We start from the raw sequence: 23,017 nt of genomic DNA on the forward strand, positions 1-23,017 counted from the left end.
CATGACAAGGGTATTCCGTTTCGGCGTCATCGGTTGCGGCCTGATGGGGCGCGAATTCGCAAGTGCCGCGGCGCGCTGGCTGCATCTTGCCGACGTGAAGGCGCGACCGGAAATCGTCGCTGTCTGCGACACCAATACGACGCTGCTCGACTGGTTCAGGGATCACGTGCCGACCGTGCGGCAGTTTACCGGCGACTATAAGGAGCTTCTGGCCAATCCAGAGATCGATGCGATCTATTGCGCGGTGCCGCATGTGCTGCACCAGCAATTCTATATCGATATCTTGAAGGCCGGAAAGCATCTGCTCGGCGAAAAGCCCTTCGGCATGGATGCGGCCCAGAACCGCGAGATCATGACGGTTCTTGCCGAACACCCGGACCTTCTGGTTCGCTGCTCGTCGGAAATGCCTTTCTTCCCCGGTGCACAGAAGGTCATCGCGCTTGCGGAAAGCGGCGAGATGGGCAACCTCCTCGAGGTCGAGGCCGGTTTCCTGCACTCCTCTGACATTGACCGGCAGAAGCCGATTAATTGGAAGCGCATGGCTGAGATCAACGGCGAATATGGCTGCATGGGCGATCTTGGCATGCATGTCCTGCACGTGCCGTTGCGGCTCGGCTGGCGCCCGACGACCCTGCATGCGCAACTCGTCAAGAAGGTCACCGAGCGTCCTGACGGCAAGGGCGGAATGGTGCCTTGCACCACCTGGGACAATGCGACCATCAGCACGCGCGTGTGCGCTGGGGATCAGGATTTCCCGATGGTGCTCAAAACGTGGCGCATCGCGCCGGGCGAATCCAACACCTGGTACATCCGTATTCTCGGCATGAAGAAGAGCGCCTTCTTCAGCACCAAGTCACCGCGCCAGTGGCAATGGATGGATTATACCGGTGGCACGCAGGCCTGGAGCACCGAGGACCTTGGTTATGGCTCGCTGTTTCCGGCCATAACGGGCAAGATTTTCGAGTTCGGCTTTGCCGATGCCATCCAGCAGATGTGGGCTGCCTTCGTCGATGAGCTGGCAGGCGGGAACGCCAACGGCTTTGGCTGCGCCACCCCGGCCGAAGCGCAGGCACATCACGCGGTGCTGACCGCGGCTCTCAAATCCGGTCGCGAGAACATCGTGGTGCCGGTCGACTATGAGGGGACGGCGATCTGATGAAGCGCTCGGAGATCAATGCAGCCCTGCTGCGGGCAACCAAGACCCTCGAGCACTGGCGGTGGGCGCTGCCGGAGTGGGGATATTGGACTGCGGCGGAGTTCGCCGCCGATCCGCAGGCGACGGCCTATCTGCGCGCCCATCAACTGGGCTGGGACGTCACCGATTTCGGCTCGGGCCGGTTTGCCGAATGCGGTCTGGTGCTGTTCTGCCTGCGCAACGGCATCGTTAGCGTCGAGGGCGAGCGCACGTATGCGGAAAAACTCCTCTTCGTAGAGGAAGGCCAGGTAACGCCGACCCATCGTCATGCAGCGAAGATGGAAGACATCATCAATCGAGCCGGCGGCGATCTCGTCATCGAATTCGCCGCGGCCGACGCCGACAGCAATGTGCTGAAGGACGATGTCACCGTTCCGCTGGACGGACTGCCGCGCAAGCTCGCGGCATGGGAACCGCTGGTTCTTTCACCCGGCCAGAGCGTGACGATCCGCACCGGGCTCTATCATCGTTTCTACGGCAGAAGAGGCGGTGGCCCCGTCCTCGTCGGCGAGGTCAGCCAGGTCAACGACGACAATGGCGATAACTTCTTCCTGGATCCGATCGGGCGCTTTGCCGCGATCGAGGAGGATGAACCACCCCTCAGACCCTTGTGGAACGAGGCAGGCTGATGATGTGGACAGGGGAGGAGGTTCGCGGCAGCGAAAGGCAAGATAAGGGCGGCATCGTTTGCGCGGGAAATTTCATCGTCGACCGCGTTCACACACTGTCCTACTGGCCGAAACAGGGTAATCTCGCTCATATCCTGCATCAGGATCTGGGCGTGGGGGGCGGAGCCGCCAATGTCGTCACCGACCTCGCCTCGCTCGGTTTTCCCGGAAAGCTGGCGGCAGCGGGATGTGTCGGCGCCGATATTGACGGAGAGATCGTCAAGTCGCGCCTGGTCGATGCCGGCATCGATGTCGGCGGGTTGATGGTGCTGTCCGACCGGGCGACGGCGCACACCCATGTCATGAATGTGCCAGGTGAGAACCGCACTTTCTTCTATCACGGCGGTGCCAACGATGCGGTCACCGATGCGCTCGTCTTCCCCGAGGTCTTCGCGAGCGCCGGTTACCGGCTGTTCTATCTCGGTTATCTTATGCTGTTGCCCGGTCTCGACCGGCTCGGTCCGGACGGCCGCTCGGGAGCGTCGCGCCTGCTTGAAGCCGCCCGTCGAGCGGGCCTTACGACCTGTGTGGATTTCGTATCGAGCGAGGATCCGGAATTCGCCGCCAAGGTCGGCGCTTCGCTGCCATATTGCGATTTCCTGATCATCAATGAGGTCGAGGCGGGTCGTGCAACCGGCGTGGCTGTGCGCGATGCGCGGGGAGACCTGATCGAAGCGGGAATTCTGACTGCGGGCGAGCGTCTGCTTGCGGCGGGTGTGGCCAAGGGCGCCGTCATCCATGCGCCGGAGATCTGCTTCTGGTTTGCGCCTGGCGCTTCGCCTGTCGTCACACGTTCGCGGCCCGTCAATCCGAGCGACATCGTCAGTACCGTCGGCGCCGGCGACGCTTTTTGCGCCGCCGTGCTTTACGGCCTGCACGAGAACTGGCCGGTCGGGCGCATCTGTGCCGTTGCCCACGCCGCTGCCGCCCGCTGCCTGGGAGGCGCGACGGCGACGGATGGCATCCCCGACATGGCGGTCCTCGTTGACGACGCGAAGGAAATGCACCCGGCATTTACGGCATAGAGCATCGCTCATGAGGTCGTCAGCATTTTTGGCGATTGATGGTAGTGTACCGGGGGGATTGGCTCATCATGCGGCGATGATCAATGGAATCTGAGGGCTGGAGGAGAAGAATGAGGGCCGTACGCTTGGAATCGATCGGGTCCATAATCATGCGCATCGTTGAGAAACCGGTTGCCCGGCCCGGCGAGCTCATCGTCCGGGTTCTGGCTGCCGGCATCTGCGGCTCCGATCGTCACATGTACAAGGGCGAGTATCCGACAGCGATCCCCGTTACCTTGGGACATGAATTCTGCGGCATCGTGGAGGAGGTCGGCGATGGAATCCCATCATTTGCCGGCGGAGAACTCGTCACCGTGGACCCGAATATCGCCTGCGGCACCTGTGCGGCCTGCAGGCGCGGGCGGCCGAACCTGTGCGCAAGGCTGACAGCCATCGGGGTGACACGCGACGGCGGCTTTGCGGACTATGTGGCGGTGCCGTGCGGTCAGGCATTCACGCTGCCGTCCGATCTCGATCCCGTGCATGGCGCCTTCTGCGAACCGCTCGCGTGCTGCATTCACGCCATCGACAGGGCAGACATCCGACCGGGCGATAGCGTCGCCATCCTGGGCGGAGGTGTGATCGGCCTGCTCATGGTGCAATTGGCCCGCCTGGCCGGCGCCAGTCAGGTGATCCTGATCACGCGACAGCTATCGAGGCGCGAGGCTGCGCTGCGCCTGGGTGCCACGCACACCTTCGATCCAGCATCTTCGGACACGGTCGCTTCCGTTCGAGATGTTACCCAAGGCGGCGCCGACGTCGTCATCGAGTGTGCCGGTGTTGCCGACACCTTGCAGACCGGTCTCAGGATGGCGCGGCGCGGCGGCACTTTCGTGCTGTTCGGCGTGACGCCGGCCGGCATTGAAGTGCCCGTTCTGCCCTTTGACCTGCTCGTCAACGAGGTTGATGTCAGGCCGGCCTATCTCAACCCGTTCACGCATTCCCGGGCCGCGGCAATGGTCGCGAGCGGAGCGCTCGAACTGGACTCCCTGGTGACCAAAGCCATAGGCCTCGAAGAGGTTGCAGGCGTAGTCGGCAGCGCGCCATTGCCGGGCGAAATCAAGGTCATAGTACGACCCTAGCTTTAGGAAATCACCGGCCTATCTTGGCGGTCGGGTACATGCCGCTCGCCTCAGCCGCGGACAGGTCCCGTGGAATCGCGTTCGATCAGCGTCACGGGAATCTTGACGACCATGCCCTGTCGCGGCTCGTGCCCCGCTTGCTGCTCCTCGATCAACGCCTTCAATCGCTGCGCCGCCTGCTCACCGACCTCGCGGATCGGCTGCGCGACGGTGGTCAATCGCGGAAAGACATAGGCAGCTTCCGGCAAGTCGTCGAAGCCGATCACCGAATAGTCGCGCGGAACGGAAAAGCCGCGATCCTGGACGGCATGGATGACTGCGATCGCCGAAATATCGGTTGTGCCGACGATCGCCGTCACTTCCGGCCGGGACTTGAGCAATTCGCGCGCAAGCTCATAGGTTGCCGCAAAGCTATGCTCCTCCGCCATCGCCACCACGGCAGGCGTGATTCCGTCCTTCGCCATTTCCGCCCTCATGCCCTCAAGGCGAAGCTGGACGGGTTGGCTATGCGCGGGCGCGCCGACAATGGCGATCGACCGGTGGCCGAGACCGATCAGATGGCGCGCCATCAGCCGCCCGCCTTCCTCATGATCGGCCATGACGGCATCGTTTGCGATCCCGCCCAGTTCGCGGTCGATGGCGACGATCGGAATATCGGCATCGCGCAGCGCCTCGAAATGCTCGATGCTGCCGAAGGCGCTGGCCACGATGACGCCGTCGATGCGCTGGGACAGCAGCATGGAAATATAGCGCGCCTCGTGCTCCATGTTTTCCGCCGTGCTGCAGATCAGCGTCTGGTAGCCGTGCCGGAACAATTCCTGCTCGATGGCATGGGCGAGAATCCCAAAGAAAGGCACGTCGATCGACGGCAGCATCAGCCCGATCATTCGGCTCGGCGCACCCCGCAGCATGCGCGCGCCCTTGCTCGGTGTGTAGTTCAGCGTGCGGATCGCCGCTTCCACACGTTGCCTGAGCTCCGGGGAGGCGTAGCCGCTGTTGTTGAGCACGCGCGAGACGGAAGAGACCGATGTTCCTGCAAGCTTGGCGATATGTCTGATACTGGTCGTCACTTGCTCGCATTTCTTTGTCTGGCGGCCGATCATTCCGCAGATGGCTGTATATGTTCAACTCTATGTCGGCACCGACTAAATCACCGGCGGCACGTCGCATCAAGCGCAATAGGGGCGATCATTGACAGCGATCGGCAACGTCGGCGTCGATCCTATCAGGTATGCGCAAAGAGCCTCAGGCTCTTTTATCATCCGCAAACATCCTTATCTCAGCGCTACGGCAATATCTGTTGGGGCGCGATGTGCTTTTTCATCCAGATCGACTTTCATTCGGCATCGTCCTGCCGGCGCAACCGCGAACCTCTGCCGATGTCGAGTTCGATGCCCAGTTGAAGCTCGCAAGCCATGCGGACGAATTGGGTTTCGATGCGCTCTGGGTCCGGGATGTGCCGCTGAACAGCGAAAGCTATCCGGATCCGGTCGGACACGCCGATCCCTGGGTCTTCCTTGGAGCACTGGCGGCGGTCACTTCGAACATCGGCCTGGCGACAGGCGCGATCGTTCTGCCTTTGAGACATCCTCTGCACATTGCCAAGGCCGCGCTTTCTGTGGCGGTCCTTTCGCAAGGGCGGCTCGTTCTTGGTCTTGGGTCGGGAGACAGACCGACGGAATACGAGGTATTCGGGAAAGATCTGGAGAAGCGGAAGTCGATCTTTCAGGACAATTGGGAGCGTCTGGCTGCCGTGCTTTGCCCGGATCAGGAGATATTGGACGAGAACGGCCAGGTGCGAAGAGAATTCGCCGTCAGACCGAGGTTGCAACAAGCGCCTATTCCTTTGGTGGCTGTCGGTTCGTCGTCGCAGTCGCTCGAATGGATCGCCCGGCATGCGACCGCATGGATGACATATTACAGGCAATTGCCCGTCCAAAGGGACCGGCTGACGCTTTGGCATAACGCCCAGGCGAAAGTGACGACGGAATTCCGCGGCTTCGGCCAGTCGATGGTGCTGGAGCTCGTCGATAGGCCCGATGCGGCCTACGAAGAGATAAATCTCGGCGGCAGAACCGGCAGGCGAGGGCTGATCGGCGCGCTATCGGCCATGCGTGAAGCCGGTATCCATCACGTCGCGTTCAATCTCGTTTCGGGAGATAGGCCGCCACACGACGTCATGGACGAAATCGCCGGGGATGTGATGCCCGCTTTGAGCTAGGCCGCATCGCCGGCGCTACTGGCACCGGCATTTATAAGATTTTTATATCTTCCACATTCCCGCCGTCTCGAACCTTAATGCGGTTTGGGCGCATGTTATACGGCGAAGATACACACGAGGTGATCTTCTCTCTGTGCGGAAATAAAAGAGGCGCTCTCACCAAGCGCGCCCTGCATCGTTTTCGCAATCAACAAGAACAATCAAGGAATCGCGATCGATGATGGACATTATTCTTGTCGGGATCGGCGTTTTATTCTTCCTCCTCTGTGTCGCTTACACCAAGGCCTGCGACAGCCTCTAGTCGGAGAGACGGCAATGCTTCTCGATTACATTCTCGGTGGCGGCGTGACTATTTTTCTCACCGCCTACCTGATTTACGCTCTCATTCGCCCCGAGCGCTTCTAATTCCATAGCGCTGGATAGGGAAAGTTACCCCCATGACCTTCAACGGATGGCTTCAGATCCTCATTTACATCGGGATCCTTCTTCTGCTCGTCAAACCGCTCGGCGGTTACATGACGCGTGTCTTCACCGGCGAGCGCACATTTCTTTCTTATGTCCTCGGTCCGTTGGAACGGGGACTTTATCGTCTCGCCGGCACGAATGAGCGCGAAGAGCAGCACTGGACGACCTATTCGATCTCCATGATTCTGTTCAGCCTCGCCGGCTTCTTCGTGCTCTATATCCTGCAGCGCTTCCAGGCCAGCCTGCCTTATAACCCGGCAGGCATGACCTCGATCGGCCCGGAGCTTTCGTTCAACAACGCCGCGAGCTTCGTGACCAACACCAACTGGCAGAATTACGGCGGCGAAAGCACGATGTCCTATCTCGTGCAGATGGCCGGTTTCACTGTCCAGAATTTCGCCTCCGCCGCCACCGGTATTGCGCTCGCCATTGCGCTGATCCGCGCCTTCTCGCGCGCTTCCGGCAAGGCGATCGGCAATTTCTGGGTCGATTTGACCAGGGCGACGCTCTATGTGCTGCTGCCGATCTGCATCGTCCTGACGCTGGTGTTCGTCTATCTCGGCGTGCCGCAGACGCTCGGGCCCTATGTCAATGCCACGACGCTTGAGGGCGCGCAGCAGACAATTGCCGTCGGCCCGGTCGCCTCGCAGCTTGCCATCAAGATGCTCGGCACCAATGGCGGCGGCTTCTTCAATGCCAACTCCGCCCATCCTTTCGAAAACCCCGATGCGATCTCCAATCTGATCCAGATGCTGGCGATCTTCGCAATCGGCGCTGCGCTGACCAACGTCTTCGGACGCATGGTCGGCAATCAGCGTCAGGGCTGGGCAATCCTCGGTGCCATGGGCGTACTGTTCATCGCCGGCGTCATCGTCACCTATTGGGCTGAAGCTGCCGGCAATCCGCTGGTGCATGCGCTCGGCGTCCAGGGCGGCAATATGGAAGGCAAGGAAGTCCGCTTCGGCATCACACTGTCGTCGCTCTTCGCGGTCATTACCACGGCGGCGTCCTGCGGTGCGGTCAATGCCATGCATGGCAGCTTCACAGCGATCGGCGGCATGATCCCGTTGATCAACCTGCAGCTCGGCGAAGTCATCGTTGGCGGCGTCGGTGCCGGCTTCTACGGCATCCTGATGTTCGTCATCATCGCCATTTTCGTTGCCGGCCTGATGGTCGGGCGTACGCCGGAATATCTCGGCAAGAAGATCGAGGCCAAGGAAGTTAAGATGGCGATGCTTGCCGTCCTCTGCCTGCCCTTCGGCATGTTGATCTTCACGGCGATCTCGGTCGTGCTGCCGTCGGCCGTGGCCTCCATCGGCAATCCCGGTCCGCACGGCTTCTCGGAAATCCTCTATGCCTACAGCTCGGCGGCGGCAAACAACGGCTCGGCCTTCGGAGGTCTCTCCGGCAACACGCCCTGGTATAACGTCACCCTCGCTATCGTCATGCTGATCGGCCGCTTCTTCGTCATCGTGCCGGCGCTTGCGATTGCCGGTTCGTTGATCACCAAGAAGACGGTCCCGGCTTCCGCTGGCACCTTCCCGACGGATGGTCCGCTCTTCGTCGGCCTGCTGGTCGGCACGATCCTGATCGTCGGTGGCCTGACTTTCTTCCCGGCGCTCGCGCTCGGACCGATCGTCGAACATCTGTCGATGATCGCAGGCCAGGCCTTTTAAAGGATTGATGTCATGAGCGGTTCGCTTTTGACCAAGCTTAGAAAAGTTATCGATCCACGCCCCTTCGACAGGGGGCGTGGCCCAGCCGGGACGACCTGTGCCTCCGACGCCATTCTCTTGGCGATGGTCACCCTGTTCCTCGGCCTCGTTGTCTTCGGATTCTTAATCGGCTGATCGGTGCGTTCCGATCTGACGTTTTCCTCTTCACGCTGGAGCCTCTTATGAGCCAGTTAAAATCAGCGAGTATTCTGGATTCTCGCATCCTCGTTCCGGCGGTCGGCGCTGCTTTCAAGAAGCTGAACCCGCGCACGCTTGCCAAGAACCCCGTCATGTTCGTGGTCGCGGTCGTTTCGGCATTGACGACCGTTCTCTTTCTGCGCGACCTCCTCACCGGCGGCGACAATCTCGCCTTCTCCCTGCAGATCAATATCTGGCTGTGGTTCACGGTGTTGTTTGCCAACTTCGCCGAGGCCGTCGCCGAAGGCCGCGGCAAGGCGCAGGCGGATTCGCTGCGCAAATCGCGCACCGAAACCCAGGCAAAGCTTCTGGCCGGCAACAGCCGCTCCGACTACAAGATGGTGCCGGGCACCAGCCTGAAAGTCGGTGACGTTGTGCTCGTCGAAGCAGGCGACATCATCCCATCGGACGGCGAAGTCATCGAAGGCGTGGCCTCGGTCAACGAGGCGGCGATCACTGGTGAGTCGGCGCCGGTGATCCGCGAATCCGGCGGTGACCGTTCCGCGGTGACAGGCGGCACGCAAGTGCTGTCGGACGAGATCCGCGTGCGCATCACGGCAGCAGCAGGCTCGACCTTCATCGACCGCATGATCGCACTCGTAGAAGGCGCCGAACGGCAGAAAACGCCGAACGAGATCGCGCTCAACATCCTGCTCGCCGGCATGACACTGATCTTCGTGCTTGCCACGGTGACGATCCCGAGCTTTGCGGCCTATGCCGGCGGCTCCATCCAGACGGTCGTGCTCGTCGCCCTGTTCGTGACGCTGATCCCGACCACCATCGGCGCGCTGCTGTCGGCCATCGGTATCGCCGGCATGGACCGCCTGGTGCGCTTCAACGTGCTCGCCATGTCCGGCCGCGCCGTCGAGGCTGCCGGCGACGTCGACACGCTGCTGCTCGACAAAACAGGTACGATCACGCTCGGCAACCGCCAGGCAACCGCCTTTCGCCCGGTTCGGGGTGTGAGTGAACAGGATCTGGCCGACGCGGCGCAGCTCGCCTCGCTTGCCGACGAAACGCCTGAGGGACGCTCCATCGTCGTGCTCGCCAAGGAGAAGTATGCGATCCGTGGCCGTGATATGACGAGCCTGAAGGCAACCTTCGTGCCCTTCACGGCCCAGACGCGCATGAGCGGTGTCGACCTCGAAGGTTCGTCGATCCGCAAGGGTGCGGTCGATGCGGTGCTTGCCTATGTGGATGGTGCTGCCAATGGCGGCAGCGATGGCACCGCAGTGATCTCGCGCACTACCAGCGAGACGCTCCGTGAGCTGCAGTCGATCGCCGACGAGATCGCCAAGGCCGGCGGCACGCCGCTGGCGGTTGCCCGCGATGGTCGTCTCCTTGGCGTCATTCACCTCAAGGATATCATCAAGGGCGGCATCCGCGAGCGCTTTGCAGAATTGCGCCGCATGGGTATCCGCACCGTGATGATCACGGGCGACAATCCGCTGACGGCGGCCGCCATCGCCGCGGAAGCCGGCGTGGATGACTTCCTCGCCCAGGCGACGCCGGAAATGAAGCTGGCGTTGATGCGCGAAGAGCAAGCCAAGGGCAAGCTCGTCGCCATGTGCGGCGACGGCACGAACGACGCCCCGGCACTTGCCCAGGCCGACGTCGGTGTCGCCATGAACACCGGCACAGTCGCTGCACGCGAAGCCGGCAACATGGTCGACCTCGACAGCGATCCGACGAAGCTGATCGAGATCGTCGAAATCGGCAAGCAATTGCTGATGACCCGCGGCGCGCTCACCACCTTCTCGATCGCCAACGATATCGCGAAGTACTTCGCCATCATTCCGGCGATGTTCATCGCCTTCTATCCGCAGCTGAAGGCGCTGAACATCATGGGGCTGGCGACGCCGCAAAGCGCCATTCTTTCGGCCATTATCTTCAATGCCTTGATCATCGTTGCGCTGATCCCGCTGTCGCTGAAGGGTGTTCGCTATCGCCCGATCGGCGCCGGTGCGCTGCTCAGCCGTAACCTGCTGATCTACGGCGCTGGCGGTATCATCGTTCCCTTCATCGGCATCAAGGCCATCGACATGGCGATTACCGCCATGGGCCTCGTTTAAGGAGCTTTTCCATGCTGAATCAAATCAGACCGGCCATCGTCATGATCGTGGTCACCACCGCCGTGACAGGCCTTCTCTATCCGATCGCCATGACGGGCGCCGCCCAGGCGCTCTTCCCCAACCAGGCCAACGGCAGCCTGGTGGAGAAGGACGGCAAGGTGATCGGCTCGGCCCTCATCGGCCAGAGCTTCACCAGTGACCGCTACTTCCATGGCCGCCCGTCGGCGACAACCGGTGCAGACCCGAACGATGCAACCAAAACAGTTGCCGCACCCTACAACGCCGTCAATTCCATGGGCTCCAATCTCGGCCCGACCAGTGCGAGCCTGATCACCCGCATCAAGGGCGACGTAGCGACCTTGCAGGCGCAGAACCCGAACATGCCGGTTCCGATGGATCTGGTGACCACCTCCGGCAGCGGTCTCGATCCGGATATCTCGCCTGATGACGCCTACTTCCAGATCCCGCGCGTCGCCAAGGCTCGCAACATGGATGAGGCAAAGCTCCGCACGATCGTCGACGCCGCAGTCGAGGGGCGCGAGCTCGGTGTTCTCGGTGAGCCAGTCGTCAACGTCCTGGCATTGAACCGCGCGCTCGATGCTTCTATGAATCAATAAGTTGAGCAGGTTGAGACGGCGGCTGCCGTCTCAACCTCGTCAGGAAAGACGATCCGCATATGGCAGATGACAGCCGCGACACACTGAGCAGGCCTTCGCCCGATGCGCTTCTTGAAAAGGCGCGGGCCGAGGCACGCGGTCGGCTGAAAATCTTTCTGGGTGCGGCGCCGGGCGTGGGCAAGACCTATGAGATGCTGATCTCCGGCAAGGCGAAGATCGCCGATGGCGTGGATGTGGTTGTCGGCGTCGTCGAAACCCATGGCCGACGCGAGACGCAGGCACTGATCGAGGGCTTCGAAATCATCCCGCGTGTCAAGGTCGACTACAAGGGGCGGGCACTCGAGGAAATGGATCTCGACGCCATTCTGAAGCGCCGGCCGCAGCTGGTGCTGGTCGACGAGCTTGCCCATACCAATGCGCAGGGCAGCCGCCATCCGAAACGCTATCTCGATGTCAAGGAACTCCTGGACCGTGGCATCGACGTCTATACGACGTTGAATATCCAGCATGTCGAAAGCCTGAATGATGTTGTTTCCCAGATCACCCGTGTCCGTGTGCGCGAGACCGTACCGGATTCGATCATCGATCTGGCCGACGATGTCGAGATCATCGACCTGACGCCCGATGACCTGATCAAACGCCTGCATGATGGCAAGGTCTACGTGTCGAATACGGCCGAGCGGGCGCTGACCAACTATTTCACACCCGGCAATCTGACGGCGCTGCGCGAGCTGGCGCTCAGGCGCACGGCGCAACGCGTCGACGATCAGCTGCTCACCCATATGCAGGCGCATGCGATTTCGGGCCCTTGGGCTGCAGGCGAGCGCGTGCTGGTGTCCATCGATCATCACCCACGCTCGGCGTCGCTGGTGCGCTATGCCGCGCGCATGGCCTCCCGCCTGCGCGCGCCCTGGGCTGCTGTCTATGTCGAAACCAACCGCTCGATCAGCCTGACGGAGCCGCAGCGCGACACGATCGCCGCAACGCTGCGACTGGCCGAACAGCTCGGTGGCGAGGCCATCACCATTCCTGGACGGGAGGTCGCCGAGGAACTGATCCGTCATTCCGCCAGCAACAACGTCACCCATATCGTCATCGGCTCGCCGAAACTGGGGTCCTGGCGTGATTGGTCGCGCCGCTCGGTTTCCTATGACCTGATCCGCAAGGCCGGCGAGATTAGTGTCCATGTCATTTCCGGCAACGACGCGGATGCCCAGGCCGCGAGCCGCGGCGTCCGGTCAGCGCCTGCTCCTACCCCCTTCCAGTTGCGCGGCTATGTGCTGGCAACGCTCTATGTCGCCGTCGCGCTTGGTTTCTGCGTCATCCTCGATCAGGTGCTGGACGTCCGCAATCTGGCACTCGTCTTTCTGATGGCGGTGCTGGCGACCGCGGTGACGCAAGGGCTGCGTCCGGCGCTTTATTCTTGCATCCTCGGCGCACTCGCCTTCAATTTCTTCTTCCTGCCGCCGCGCTACACGCTGACGATCAGCGATCCGGAAAGCGTGCTCGCCTTCTTCTTCTTCCTCGGCGTCGCGGTCATCGCCAGCAATCTGACGGCGACCGTGCAGCGCCAAGCAGCCGCCGCGCGCCAGCGGGCGCGAACGACGGAAGATCTTTACCTGTTCTCCAAGAAGCTCGCCGGCACCGGCACGCTTGATGACGTATTGTGGGCGACGGCTTTCCAGCTGGCCTCGATGCTGAAGCTGCGGGTCGTGCTGCTTTTGCCCGAGAGCGGCACGATCGCGGTCAAAGCCGGCTATCCGCCAGACGATACGCTCGACGACGCCGACATCGCCGCGGCGCGTTGGGCCTGGGAGCATAATCATGCGGCCGGTCGCGGCGCCGACACCTTGCCCGGCGCCAAACGTCTATACGTTCCGCTGCGCACGGGCCGCACCGCTGTCGGCGTCATCGGTCTCGACAGCGATCGCCGCGACGGGCCGCTGCTGACGCCGGAACAGCAGCGGCTTCTCGATGCCCTGGCCGATCAGGCGGCGCTTGCCATCGAGCGCGTGCAGTTGGTGGCGGACGTCGACCGGGCAAAGCTCGCCGTCGAGGCAGACCGGCTGCGCTCGGCGCTGCTGACGTCGATTTCCCATGACCTGAAGACGCCGCTTGCCGCCATCCTGGGCGCTGCCGGAACGCTGCGCGATTATCTGGAGACGCTGCCGCATGAGGATCGCGTCGATCTACTGGCGACTGTCATCGATGAATCCGAACGGCTGAACCGCTTCATTGCCAATCTGCTCGACATGACGAAAATCGAGTCCGGCGCGATGGAGCCGAACTATGCCCTGCACTATGCCGGCGATATCGTCGGCAGCGCCCTTCGGCGCGCAGCGAAGATACTGGGCCGCCATCGCGTCGAGGCGCAGATGCCGGTCGACCTGCCGATGGTGCGGGTCGATCCCGTGTTGTTCGAGCAGGTGCTGTTCAATCTGCTCGACAATGCCGCCAAATATGCGCCTGAGACCTCGGCTATCCGCCTGGAGGCATGGGCCGACATCGACAACATCGTTTTCAGGGTCATGGACGAGGGTCCTGGCATCCCACCCGCTGATCTCGAGCGCGTCTTCGATACTTTCTACCGCGTGCGCAAGGGCGATCAGGTGCGGGCCGGCACCGGTCTTGGCCTTTCCATCTGCCGCGGCTTCATCGAGGCCATGGGCGGCACCATTGCCGCCGGCAACAGAACGGATCGTCAGGGGGCGGTCTTCACCATCCGCCTGCCAAGACCAACGGATATCCCGAAGCTGGATGAATTGAAATGAACACGACTGCCGTCAAGATTCTCGTTGTCGACGACGAGCCGCCGATCCGCAAGTTGCTGCGCGTCGGTCTCGGTGCCCAGGGCTACACCGTCAATGAGGCGCACAATGCCGCCGCAGCCCAGGCCTCCGTCGACGAGGACCGGCCTGACCTGATCGTGCTCGATCTCGGACTGCCCGACAAGTCCGGCCAGGATCTGCTGATCGGATGGCGTGAGGATGGCATGCAGATTCCGGTCGTCATTCTGTCGAGCCGCACGGATGAGGCAGGCATCGTCAAGGCATTGGAAAGCGGGGCGGACGACTACGTCACCAAGCCCTTCGGCGTCAACGAGCTTGCGGCGCGCATTCGCGTCGCGCTGCGCCACCGGCTGCAGCAGCAGGGCGAAAAGGCGATCTTCCAGACCGGCGGCCTTTCGATCGATCTCGTCAAGCGCATCGTCAAGGTCGAGGGCAAGGAGATCAAGCTGTCGCCGAAGGAATACGATATTCTGCGTGTGCTCGCCCAGCATGCCGGCAAGGTGCTGACCCACCAGTTCCTGTTGAAGCAGATCTGGGGGCCGGCGGCGGATGTGCAATATCTGCGCGTCTATGTCCGCCAGCTCAGGCAGAAGATCGAGCAGATTCCCGATCAGCCCCACTATATCACGACCGAGACCGGCGTCGGCTACCGCCTACGCGAACCGGAGTGAGGCGAAGGATTCGGTTCCTGTGATGAGGCGCTCCCATCCAAACGGGTGTCGCGATGAGTATCATGCCAGCATTATCGATTGTCCGACCCTCAAGAGCGACCATGGCCCTTTCCACCATCATCCTGCCCGAGCATGTCTTCATCGGAATGTCGGCCCCGACCAAATGGCGGGCGCTGCAGATGCTGTCGTCGAAGGCGGCCAGCTGTTTTGGCCTGGATGAAGCGACGGTCCTGCGGGCGCTGGAAACGCGCGAGAGGCTTGGAACAACCGGTATCGGCAATGGCGTAGCGGTTCCGCACGCCGCGATCGCCGGCATGACCAGGCCGCGTGGCCTGCTGGTCCGCTTCTCTCATCCCGTGGATTTCGAAGCTATCGACGATATCCCGACCGAATGGGCCTTTGTGCTGCTTTTCGGGGAAGGGGGGCGTAGCGACTATCTGAACGTGCTTTCCGCGATTGCGAGGAGACTGAGGACGGAGGGCGTTCTGACGGCAATGCGGCAGGCAAAAAGCGCCGACGAACTTTATTCCGTTTTCATGTCCGACTCCGTCGCCTGATACCAGTGATTGTGGAGTGTTGTAGCCAAGCGGGAATGTGATTTCACTTTTCTAGATTCTATGGGATGCTGTTCTCTGGAATTCCCCAAAACGGGAACGGTCTTCGTTACTTTATACGACCAAGTTGATAGGGTTTAGGGACAAACGAAGGGGGTCCATCCATGCAGACGATAAAGCTTTCCCGGCTGCTCGCCACCGCAGTTCTGATCGGCAGTTTCTCGATTGCGGCGGTTGCGCCGACATGGGCTGCGGACAAGACGCTTCTGAATGTGTCCTACGATCCGACGCGCGAGTTATATAAGGATTTCAACGCCGTCTTCGCGGCGAAGTGGAAGAAGGATACCGGCGAGACCATCAATATCAAGGCTTCGCACGGTGGTTCCGGCGCGCAGGCCCGCTCGGTCATCGACGGTCTCGATGCAGATGTCGTCACCCTGGCGCTCGAGGGCGATATCGATGCGATCGCCAAGGCGACGCATAAGATCCCCGCGGACTGGAAAACCAAGTTCCCGAACAATTCCGTTCCCTATACCTCGACCATCGTCTTCCTGGTGCGCAAGGGCAATCCGAAGGGCATCAAGGACTGGTCGGATCTGGTCAAGGATGGTGTCGAGGTCATCACGCCGAACCCGAAGACATCGGGTGGCGCGCGCTGGAATATTCTGGCGGCATGGGCATGGGCCAAGCACGCCAATGGCGGCGACGACGCAAAGGCGCAAGAGTATCTCACGCAACTTCTCAAGCATGTACCGGTTCTCGATACCGGTGCGCGCGGCGCAACGACGACCTTCGTCCAGCGCGGCCTCGGCGATGTCCTGCTTGCCTGGGAAAACGAAGCCTACCTCTCGATCGACGAACTCGGTCCTGATAAATTCGAGGTCGTGACCCCGTCTTTCTCGATCCGGGCTGATCCGCCGGTCGCAGTCGTCGACGGCAATGTCGACGCCAAGGGGACCCGCAAGATCGCGGAAGCCTATCTGAACTATCTCTACTCGGATGATGGTCAGAAGATCGCCGCCAAGCATTATTATCGGCCGATCAAGCCGGCAGCGGCCGATCCCAAGGATGTCGCCCGTTTCCCGGCTTTGAAGCTCGCAACGATTGACGATTTCGGTGGATGGGCTAAAGCTCAGCCGAAGTTCTTCGACGACGGTGGCGTCTTCGATCAGGTCTACAAGCCGGGAAAATAAGTCTGAATGCATTCCATAACCCGCAAACGGTGGCGGTTTCGGCAGCCGAGTGTCATTCCGGGCTTCGGATTGGCGCTCGGCGTTACCTTGGCTTGGCTCATCTTTATCGTTCTCATCCCGCTGTCGGGACTGCTGTGGAAGAGCAGCTCTCTTGGCTGGGAGAAATTCTGGGCCTTGGCTCTTGATCTGCGCACGCTTTACGCGCTGCGCATGAGCTTTGGCGGTGCCTTCATCGCGGCGCTCGTCAATGCAGTTCTCGGGCTCATTCTGGCCTGGGTGTTGGTGCGTTACCGTTTTCCCGGCAAGCGCATCATCGACGCCATGGTCGATCTGCCATTCGCGCTGCCGACAGCGGTTGCCGGTATCGCGCTGACGACGCTTTATGCACCGACCGGCTGGATCGGACAGTTTCTGACGCCGCTCGGCATCAAGATCGCCTTCACTCCGGTCGGCATCGTCATCGCGCTGATTTTCGTCGGCCTGCCCTTCGTGGTACGCACCGCCCAACCGGTCATGGAGGAAATCGACCGCGAAGTCGAAGAGGCGGCCGCGACCTTGGGAGCGACCCGTTTCCAGACGATCACCCGGGTTTTGTTGCCGGGACTGGCGCCTGCCGCGCTAACCGGTTTTGCGTTGGCTTTTGCGCGCGCTGCCGGCGAATACGGATCGGTCATCTTTATCGCCGGCAACAAGCCGTATGTCTCGGAAATTGCGCCTTTGCTTATCGTCATCCGCCTCGAGGAATATAATTACGCGGCGGCAACGGCGATCGCGACGGTGATGTTGTTCATCTCCTTCACCATGCTTTTGATCATCAATCTCATTCAGGCCTGGAGCAGGGGGAGGTACGGCTATGGCACATGATCTTTCCGCCGCCTCCGGTGTAGAGCATCCCGTCATTACCGAAAGCCGGGTCGCGCGCATTATTTTCGTGGTGATCTCGCTCGTCTTTCTGACGCTGATGGTGCTGCTGCCTCTGGCGGCCGTCTTCGTTGAGGCCTTCCGCAAGGGCATAGAGGCATTTTTCGATGCCCTGGTCGACGACGAGACTTTTGCCGCAATCAAGCTGACATTGATCGTTGCCGGCATCAGCGTGCCGCTTAATCTTGTCTGCGGCGTCGCGGCAGCCTGGGCGATCGCCAAGTTCGAGTTCAAGGGCAAGGCATTCCTGACGACCCTGATCGATCTGCCTTTCTCCGTCTCGCCGGTCATATCCGGTCTGGTGTTCGTGTTGCTGTTCAGTTCCAACAGCACACTCGGTCCCTGGCTGCAGAGCCACGGTATCCAGATCCTGTTTGCTGTTCCCGGTCTCGTCCTGGCGACGATGTTCGTGACTTTCCCCTTCGTCGCGCGCGAATTGATCCCGCTGATGCAGGAGCAAGGGAACGCGGACGAGGAGGCGGCCCTCTCGCTCGGGGCCAATGGCTGGCAGACCTTCTGGTACGTCACGCTGCCGAACATAAAATGGGGTCTGCTTTACGGCGTTCTGCTCTGCAACGCCCGTGCCATGGGTGAATTCGGCGCCGTCTCGGTCGTCTCCGGTCATATCCGCGGTGAAACCAACACCATGCCGCTGCAGGTCGAGATCCTTTATAACGACTATAATTTCTCGGGAGCGTTTGCCGTTGCCACGCTGCTGGCCATGCTTGCCCTTGTCACACTTATACTGAAGACGTTGCTGGAAATGCGCTATAGCGAAGAGATCGCAGCCAGCCGGCGTCACTGAAGGAATTTTTGATGGAAGTTCGCGTTCAAAATCTGCGCAAGGAATTCGGTCGCTTTCCCGCATTGCATGACGTCTCCCTGGATATTCGTTCGAGCGAACTGATTGCGCTTCTCGGGCCGTCCGGCTCCGGCAAGACAACGCTTCTGCGGCTGATCGCCGGGCTGGAGACGCCGACGGAAGGTCGGATTTTCTTTGGCGAAGAGGATGCTTCGCGAAAGACCGTGCAGCAGCGCAATATCGGCTTCGTGTTCCAGCATTATGCGCTGTTTCGGCATATGACCGTGCTGGAGAACATTTCATTCGGCCTCAAGGTCCGCTCTGCATCGCGTCGCCCGCCACGTGCCGAAATTCATCGGCGCGCTACGGAACTGTTGGAACTGGTGCAGCTCAACGGCCTGGAGAAGCGTTATCCGGCGCAGCTTTCGGGCGGCCAGCGCCAGCGCGTGGCTCTGGCGCGCGCCATGGCGGTCGAGCCGAACGTGCTGCTTCTGGACGAGCCTTTCGGCGCCCTGGACGCGCAGGTGCGCAAGGACTTGCGTAAGTGGCTCAGGGAAATTCACGATCGCACCGGTCATACGACGGTTTTCGTGACCCACGACCAGGAAGAGGCGCTGGAGCTTGCCGATCGGGTCGTGGTTCTCAACAAGGGCGCGATCGAGCAGGTCGGCACACCGGACGAGATCTACGATACGCCGAATTCCCCGTTCGTTTATGGCTTCATCGGTCAATCCAACCGCGTCAAGGTGCGCATCACCAGCGGCGAGATATGGTTCGAGGACAGGCCGCTCGGTTTGAGTACGCCGCATGAGCCGGATGGCGAGGCCTATCTCTATTTCCGTCCGCACGACATCGAGCTTCATGAAGGCGATGGTGGTGCGATCGCCGGCTTGCTCGTTGGAAGCAGGCGTGTCGCCGGCACGCGCCATCTCGAAATCAATATCGGCGCCAGCCACGATCCTATCGAGATCGAGCTGCCGCCGAACAAGGCGGATGCTCTCGACCGCAACCGCATCGCATTCAGGCCGACCCGCTGGAAGCTGTTTCGCAACGGCAGCTGAAATCGATCGCCGTGCTTATAACTGCGCCTCAGTCTTCGGGGTGAGCGGCTGAAGCAAAGCCACCGCCCTGAAAGATGACGGCCGGATCGTTCGGATCTTCCTCGGGTGTCCTCGCGAGAATTTCGGCCCGCCAATGGGCGGCGTTATCCTGCGGTTTCCAGCCGAGGAAGGCGGCATTGCCGTTATCCCACCATTGTTCGTCATTGTCGGAGACGCCGTAGACGATCGTATGTCCGAGCCTGGGGGCTTCGAAGGCGCGTCCGCAGAGGGAGAGAAAATCCCGGACGCTGAACCAGGTTGCCAGCATGCGGGTGTTGCGCGGCTCGGGAAAGCACGAGCCGATGCGCACGGACAGCGTTTCCTGGCCGAACTTGTCGAAATAGAGGCTCGCCACCGCCTCGCCGAACACCTTGGAAACGCCGTACAATGAATCGGGTCGTGTCGGCACCGTGTTGTCGATGCGCTCGTCGCGGCGATAAAAGCCGATCGTGTGGTTCGAACTGGCAAAGACGATGCGCGGTCTGCCGGCAGCACGGGCAGCCTCGTAGAGATTGTAGAGGCCGACGATGTTTCCCTGCAGGATCATGTCGAAGGGCTTTTCAAGCGAAATCCCACCGAGATGAATGATGCCGTCGACACCCCTGAGCAATTCCTCGACCCCGCTGCGGTCGGCAAGATCGCAGGCAACGAAGCGCTCGCTCGGGCGAAGGTCGTTTATGGGCTTGAGATCGGACAGCACGACAGTCTCGGCAATCTGCGACAGAAGCGGCCTGAGCGCCTGGCCGACGCCACCGGCAGCGCCAGTCAGCAGCAGAGTTTTCAGCATGATTATCTCCCGGATCGGTCTAGTCGGTGGGGACGTTATAAGATGGTCTTTCGGCAGTCACCATATATCTGCGGAGCGCCTATTTAAAAGCGAGGAAGTCCGGAATCTGGTGTTATATCAGGCCGTTCGGCGGGAATGTCTGATCAAGCAAGCCGCGACGCCGGCGATCTCTAGGCAGTGCGCGTATGCGCCTGGGCTTCACCGTCCAATGTTTCCAAACTGATCACGGCCTTGATGGGCAGATGATCGGACGCGACGCGCGCCAATGGCGAGTCGTGGACTTCGACCGCTGAGATCATGCCGCGCCGGTTGGCCATGATGCGATCCAATGCCAGAAGCGGCAGCGCCGCGGGGAAGCTCGGCACGGCCGGAGGCAATGGCCCAAAGGCGGCCTGGAAGGTACTGAGCGACGAACGGTCGCCGAGCCGCCATTCATTGAGGTCGCCAAGCAGGATTGTCGGGATTGAGCCGCCGTCATTCATCAGCTCGACGATCAGGCGCGTTTGCTGGGCACGCGAGCGATGCAACAGGCCGAGATGGGCGGCGATGATCCTGATGCTTCCGCCACGCGCCAGTTCTATCTCGGCAATCAAGGCGCCGCGCGGCTCCAGCCCGGGCAACTTTATCTGATGCACGTCACGCACCGTGCCCTGCTTGAACAGCACGACATTGCCGTGCCAGCCATGCGCCTTGGTGACGCCGGCGATCGGCACGGGAATGAGCCCGGTCTCGCGTTCGAGCCTGCGCAGATCGAGCAGGCCCGTGCGTTCGCCAAAACGCGTATCGGCCTCCTGCAGGCCGATGACGTCGGCATCGATTTCATGGATGACCCGGCTGGTCCTCTCCGGATCGAAGCGCCGGTCGGCGCCGACGCATTTGTGGACATTGTAGGAGGCGATCAGGGTGCCTTCTGGACGGGCAGGTTTGCCGGCTTGCTTGGGGCTCGATTTGCTTCTGCTCTTCAGGCTTTCCAGGATGCTCGCACGAAGACTTTCTTTCTTTTTCCGCATATGTCCGTCGACCGTTCCCTTGACCAGACCACGCCGGGCGTATCGGTATGAGTATAGGAAGCGAAGACCGGCCTTGTCATGTAAAAAGGCTGCGATGAACGCAGATTGGCCGAAGGAGCCTTTATTAGAGATAGGGCGAGCCGAGCCAGAGGATCTTCTCGATCAGCCTGACGACAAAAGGCCGAGCCCGGAGCTTTTCGAGGTCCACCGGTTGCGCCGTTTCGAGTATCGCGCCGATATGCGCGTCGATCGTGCCGGCAAAACCGCGGTCGATGACCTCCAGATCCACTTCGAAGTTCAGCCGCAACGAACGGGGATCGAGATTGGAGGAGCCGACATAGGCCCATGTGCCGTCGATCGCCAAAAGCTTGGAATGGTTGAACGGACCTTCGGCACGCCATATACGGCAGTAGCTCTTCAGCATCTGGTCGAACTGCGCCGTCATGGCGCGGTCCACGAGCACGAGATTGTTGGCTGTCGGCACGATGATATCGACTTCGACACCACGCCGTGCTGCCGTCACCAACGCGCTGATGAGCTCCCGATCCGGCAGAAAATAGGGCGACATGATGCGGATCGACTTGCGTGCGACCGAAAGCGCGCCGATGAGCATCTTGTGGTTGGTTTCGATGCTGCGATCGGGGCCGGACGTGACAACCCGCATGAAGACCGGCGCTCCCGGCTCGTTGGATGGCGCTGCAATCCGCCACTCGTTTCCACTCAAGACTTCGCCCGTCGTGAAGCGCCAGTCCTCGGCCGCCGTGTTGAAGAGATCGGCGACTGCAGGCCCCGTCACGCAGAAATGCATGTCGCGGGCGCAATGGTCGGTGGCGAATTCGCGCGTGAAGCCCTGCCGGATGTTCATGCCGCCGGTAAAGGCGATCCGTCCGTCGATGCTCAGGATCTTGCGGTGGGTGCGCAGATTGGCATAGGGCAATCTGAGCCCGATGATGACGTTGCCGTTGAAGACGTCGACGTCGACGCCTCCTTGGCTGAGATAGCCCATGATACTCGGCACGGAATAGCGGGCGCCGACGGCGTCGATCAGCACGCGAACGCTGACGCCGCGTTTGACCGCTTCAATCAGCGCGTCGGCCATGCGCAGGCCGATGGGGTCGCGGTCGAATATATAGGTTTCCATGAGAATGCTGCGTTCCGCGCCGTCTATGGCGGCCTTCATCGCCGCATAGGCCGCATCGCCGCTCGTCAGCATTTCGATCGTATTGCCGGTGCTCATCGTGTAGCGGGCGACACGGTCGCCGAGCGTCTTCATCGAGGCAAAGCGTTCGCCGAAATTACGCCGCACCTGGTCATCGTCTGCGTCGAAACTGGCAAGGTCGCCGCTCGCATCCTTGCGAAAGAGGGCGTCGCGCTGCGAACTCAGCGAAGCGCGACGGATGCGGTTGATGCCGGCGAACATGTAGAGCAATGCGCCGATGATCGGCGACAGGATGACGACGCCGACCCAGCCGATTGCCGCTCGCACATCCTCTTTCGTCATGGCCGCATGAATTGCGGCAGCCGCACCCATGGCAATGGACAGGACGGCAAGAATTTGGCCCCAATGGGCAACCAGAAGGTCAAACATGGCGCAAGTATATCTTTACCCGCGAAAGCTGCAATCTCGGCCGTCCTGCCAAACGGCTATGCCCGGCCGATAGCAGTGCGAAAACCCGTCGTATTAGATATTTTTAATTGAACAGCATTCTTGCTGCCTTCATATTGATGGTGCTTCGGCTGCTTCGCTACCGTCCCCCACGGTACCCATGTTTCTTGTGCGAGGCGCCACTGCGGTTCGAGTGCCGAGATTCGCGGAAACGTGCCATGGCGTTGTCACGGCCATGGTGTCTTGGCTGCTCGGGGGAGGCAAGAAGCCCGCATTTCAGAACGGGC

Annotated in this window: 21 protein-coding genes; 17 read left to right on the forward strand and 4 right to left on the reverse strand. The window is 61.1% G+C overall.

The features are described from left to right. Position 1: 1 nt before the first annotated feature. The 4 genes from GA0061101_RS17005 (at position 2) to GA0061101_RS17020 (ending at position 4,009) form a co-directional block, all read left to right on the forward strand. Positions 2-1,156, forward strand: a complete 1,155-nt coding sequence (locus GA0061101_RS17005; protein ID WP_037191696.1) for a Gfo/Idh/MocA family protein — start codon at positions 2-4, stop codon at positions 1,154-1,156. Next, entirely contained in the window at positions 1,156-1,824 is a 669-nt protein-coding gene (locus GA0061101_RS17010; RefSeq protein WP_092574253.1) for a D-lyxose/D-mannose family sugar isomerase, read from the forward strand. Before GA0061101_RS17005 ends, GA0061101_RS17010 begins: the two co-directional genes overlap by 1 nt. A gap of 2 nt (positions 1,825-1,826) precedes the next feature. After that, complete coding sequence (locus GA0061101_RS17015; protein ID WP_037192044.1) at positions 1,827-2,888, forward strand: carbohydrate kinase family protein; 1,062 nt, start codon at positions 1,827-1,829, stop codon at positions 2,886-2,888. Positions 2,889-2,998: 110 nt separating this feature from the next. Beyond that, entirely contained in the window at positions 2,999-4,009 is a 1,011-nt protein-coding gene (locus tag GA0061101_RS17020; RefSeq protein WP_037191689.1) for a zinc-dependent alcohol dehydrogenase family protein, read from the forward strand. 50 nt (positions 4,010-4,059) lie between these two features. Here the strand turns inward: GA0061101_RS17020 and GA0061101_RS17025 are convergent, their stop codons facing one another. Continuing rightward, positions 4,060-5,079 (reverse strand): LacI family DNA-binding transcriptional regulator, encoded by a 1,020-nt coding sequence (locus tag GA0061101_RS17025; protein WP_037192042.1) that lies wholly within the window; start codon positions 5,077-5,079, stop codon positions 4,060-4,062. A 242-nt stretch (positions 5,080-5,321) separates the two neighbouring features. Here GA0061101_RS17025 and GA0061101_RS17030 point away from each other — a divergent pair, with 242 nt between their 5' ends. From GA0061101_RS17030 to GA0061101_RS17085, 13 genes are all read left to right on the forward strand, one after another. After that, positions 5,322-6,230: a TIGR03571 family LLM class oxidoreductase gene (locus GA0061101_RS17030; RefSeq protein WP_197070349.1), complete on the forward strand. Its 909-nt coding sequence runs from the start codon at positions 5,322-5,324 to the stop codon at positions 6,228-6,230. Between the two features lie 315 nt (positions 6,231-6,545). After that, a complete protein-coding gene (kdpF, locus tag GA0061101_RS17035) occupies positions 6,546-6,635 on the forward strand; it encodes a K(+)-transporting ATPase subunit F (RefSeq protein ID WP_007691771.1) in 90 nt (29 codons plus the stop codon). A gap of 32 nt (positions 6,636-6,667) precedes the next feature. Continuing rightward, the gene (gene kdpA, locus GA0061101_RS17040; protein ID WP_037191684.1) at positions 6,668-8,371 is read left to right on the forward strand and encodes a potassium-transporting ATPase subunit KdpA; all 1,704 of its coding nucleotides are present in this window, start codon (positions 6,668-6,670) and stop codon (positions 8,369-8,371) included. A gap of 12 nt (positions 8,372-8,383) precedes the next feature. Next, entirely contained in the window at positions 8,384-8,545 is a 162-nt protein-coding gene (locus GA0061101_RS39425) for a hypothetical protein (RefSeq protein WP_156143622.1), read from the forward strand. 47 nt (positions 8,546-8,592) lie between these two features. Further along, positions 8,593-10,680, forward strand: coding sequence for a potassium-transporting ATPase subunit KdpB (gene kdpB, locus GA0061101_RS17045; protein WP_037191682.1), 2,088 nt, complete (start codon positions 8,593-8,595; stop codon positions 10,678-10,680). Between the two features lie 11 nt (positions 10,681-10,691). Further along, positions 10,692-11,297 (forward strand): K(+)-transporting ATPase subunit C, encoded by a 606-nt coding sequence (locus GA0061101_RS17050; protein ID WP_037191680.1) that lies wholly within the window; start codon positions 10,692-10,694, stop codon positions 11,295-11,297. 59 nt (positions 11,298-11,356) lie between these two features. Further along, positions 11,357-14,068 carry a sensor histidine kinase gene (locus tag GA0061101_RS17055; RefSeq protein WP_037191672.1) on the forward strand — a complete coding sequence of 904 codons (2,712 nt, stop codon included), beginning with the start codon at positions 11,357-11,359 and terminating at the stop codon, positions 14,066-14,068. Continuing rightward, positions 14,065-14,757 (forward strand): response regulator, encoded by a 693-nt coding sequence (locus GA0061101_RS17060; protein WP_037191670.1) that lies wholly within the window; start codon positions 14,065-14,067, stop codon positions 14,755-14,757. Before GA0061101_RS17055 ends, GA0061101_RS17060 begins: the two co-directional genes overlap by 4 nt. Before the next feature lie 101 nt (positions 14,758-14,858). Further along, positions 14,859-15,314: a PTS sugar transporter subunit IIA gene (locus tag GA0061101_RS17065; RefSeq protein WP_037191668.1), complete on the forward strand. Its 456-nt coding sequence runs from the start codon at positions 14,859-14,861 to the stop codon at positions 15,312-15,314. A 161-nt stretch (positions 15,315-15,475) separates the two neighbouring features. Continuing rightward, a complete protein-coding gene (locus tag GA0061101_RS17070; RefSeq protein WP_037191666.1) occupies positions 15,476-16,504 on the forward strand; it encodes a sulfate ABC transporter substrate-binding protein in 1,029 nt (342 codons plus the stop codon). Between the two features lie 6 nt (positions 16,505-16,510). Then, on the forward strand, positions 16,511-17,368 hold the full coding sequence (cysT, locus tag GA0061101_RS17075) for a sulfate ABC transporter permease subunit CysT (protein WP_037191664.1): 858 nt from the start codon (positions 16,511-16,513) through the stop codon (positions 17,366-17,368). Then, complete coding sequence (gene cysW, locus GA0061101_RS17080; RefSeq protein ID WP_037191662.1) at positions 17,358-18,230, forward strand: sulfate ABC transporter permease subunit CysW; 873 nt, start codon at positions 17,358-17,360, stop codon at positions 18,228-18,230. Before cysT ends, cysW begins: the two co-directional genes overlap by 11 nt. An 11-nt stretch (positions 18,231-18,241) precedes the next feature. Continuing rightward, on the forward strand, positions 18,242-19,288 hold the full coding sequence (locus GA0061101_RS17085; RefSeq protein ID WP_037191660.1) for a sulfate/molybdate ABC transporter ATP-binding protein: 1,047 nt from the start codon (positions 18,242-18,244) through the stop codon (positions 19,286-19,288). A 28-nt stretch (positions 19,289-19,316) separates the two neighbouring features. On the opposite strand, the gene GA0061101_RS17090 is transcribed toward GA0061101_RS17085, so the two are convergent. From GA0061101_RS17090 to GA0061101_RS17100, 3 genes are all read right to left on the reverse strand, one after another. Next, positions 19,317-20,114 (reverse strand): NAD-dependent epimerase/dehydratase family protein, encoded by a 798-nt coding sequence (locus GA0061101_RS17090; RefSeq protein ID WP_037191658.1) that lies wholly within the window; start codon positions 20,112-20,114, stop codon positions 19,317-19,319. A 170-nt stretch (positions 20,115-20,284) separates the two neighbouring features. Further along, on the reverse strand, positions 20,285-21,124 hold the full coding sequence (locus GA0061101_RS17095; protein WP_037191656.1) for an endonuclease/exonuclease/phosphatase family protein: 840 nt from the start codon (positions 21,122-21,124) through the stop codon (positions 20,285-20,287). 124 nt (positions 21,125-21,248) lie between these two features. Beyond that, positions 21,249-22,712, reverse strand: a complete 1,464-nt coding sequence (locus tag GA0061101_RS17100; protein WP_037191654.1) for a phospholipase D-like domain-containing protein — start codon at positions 22,710-22,712, stop codon at positions 21,249-21,251. Between the last annotated feature and the right edge of the window lie 305 nt (positions 22,713-23,017).

This window comes from Martinezella lusitana, assembly GCF_900094565.1.
GTDB lineage: Bacteria > Pseudomonadota > Alphaproteobacteria > Rhizobiales > Rhizobiaceae > Rhizobium > Rhizobium lusitanum.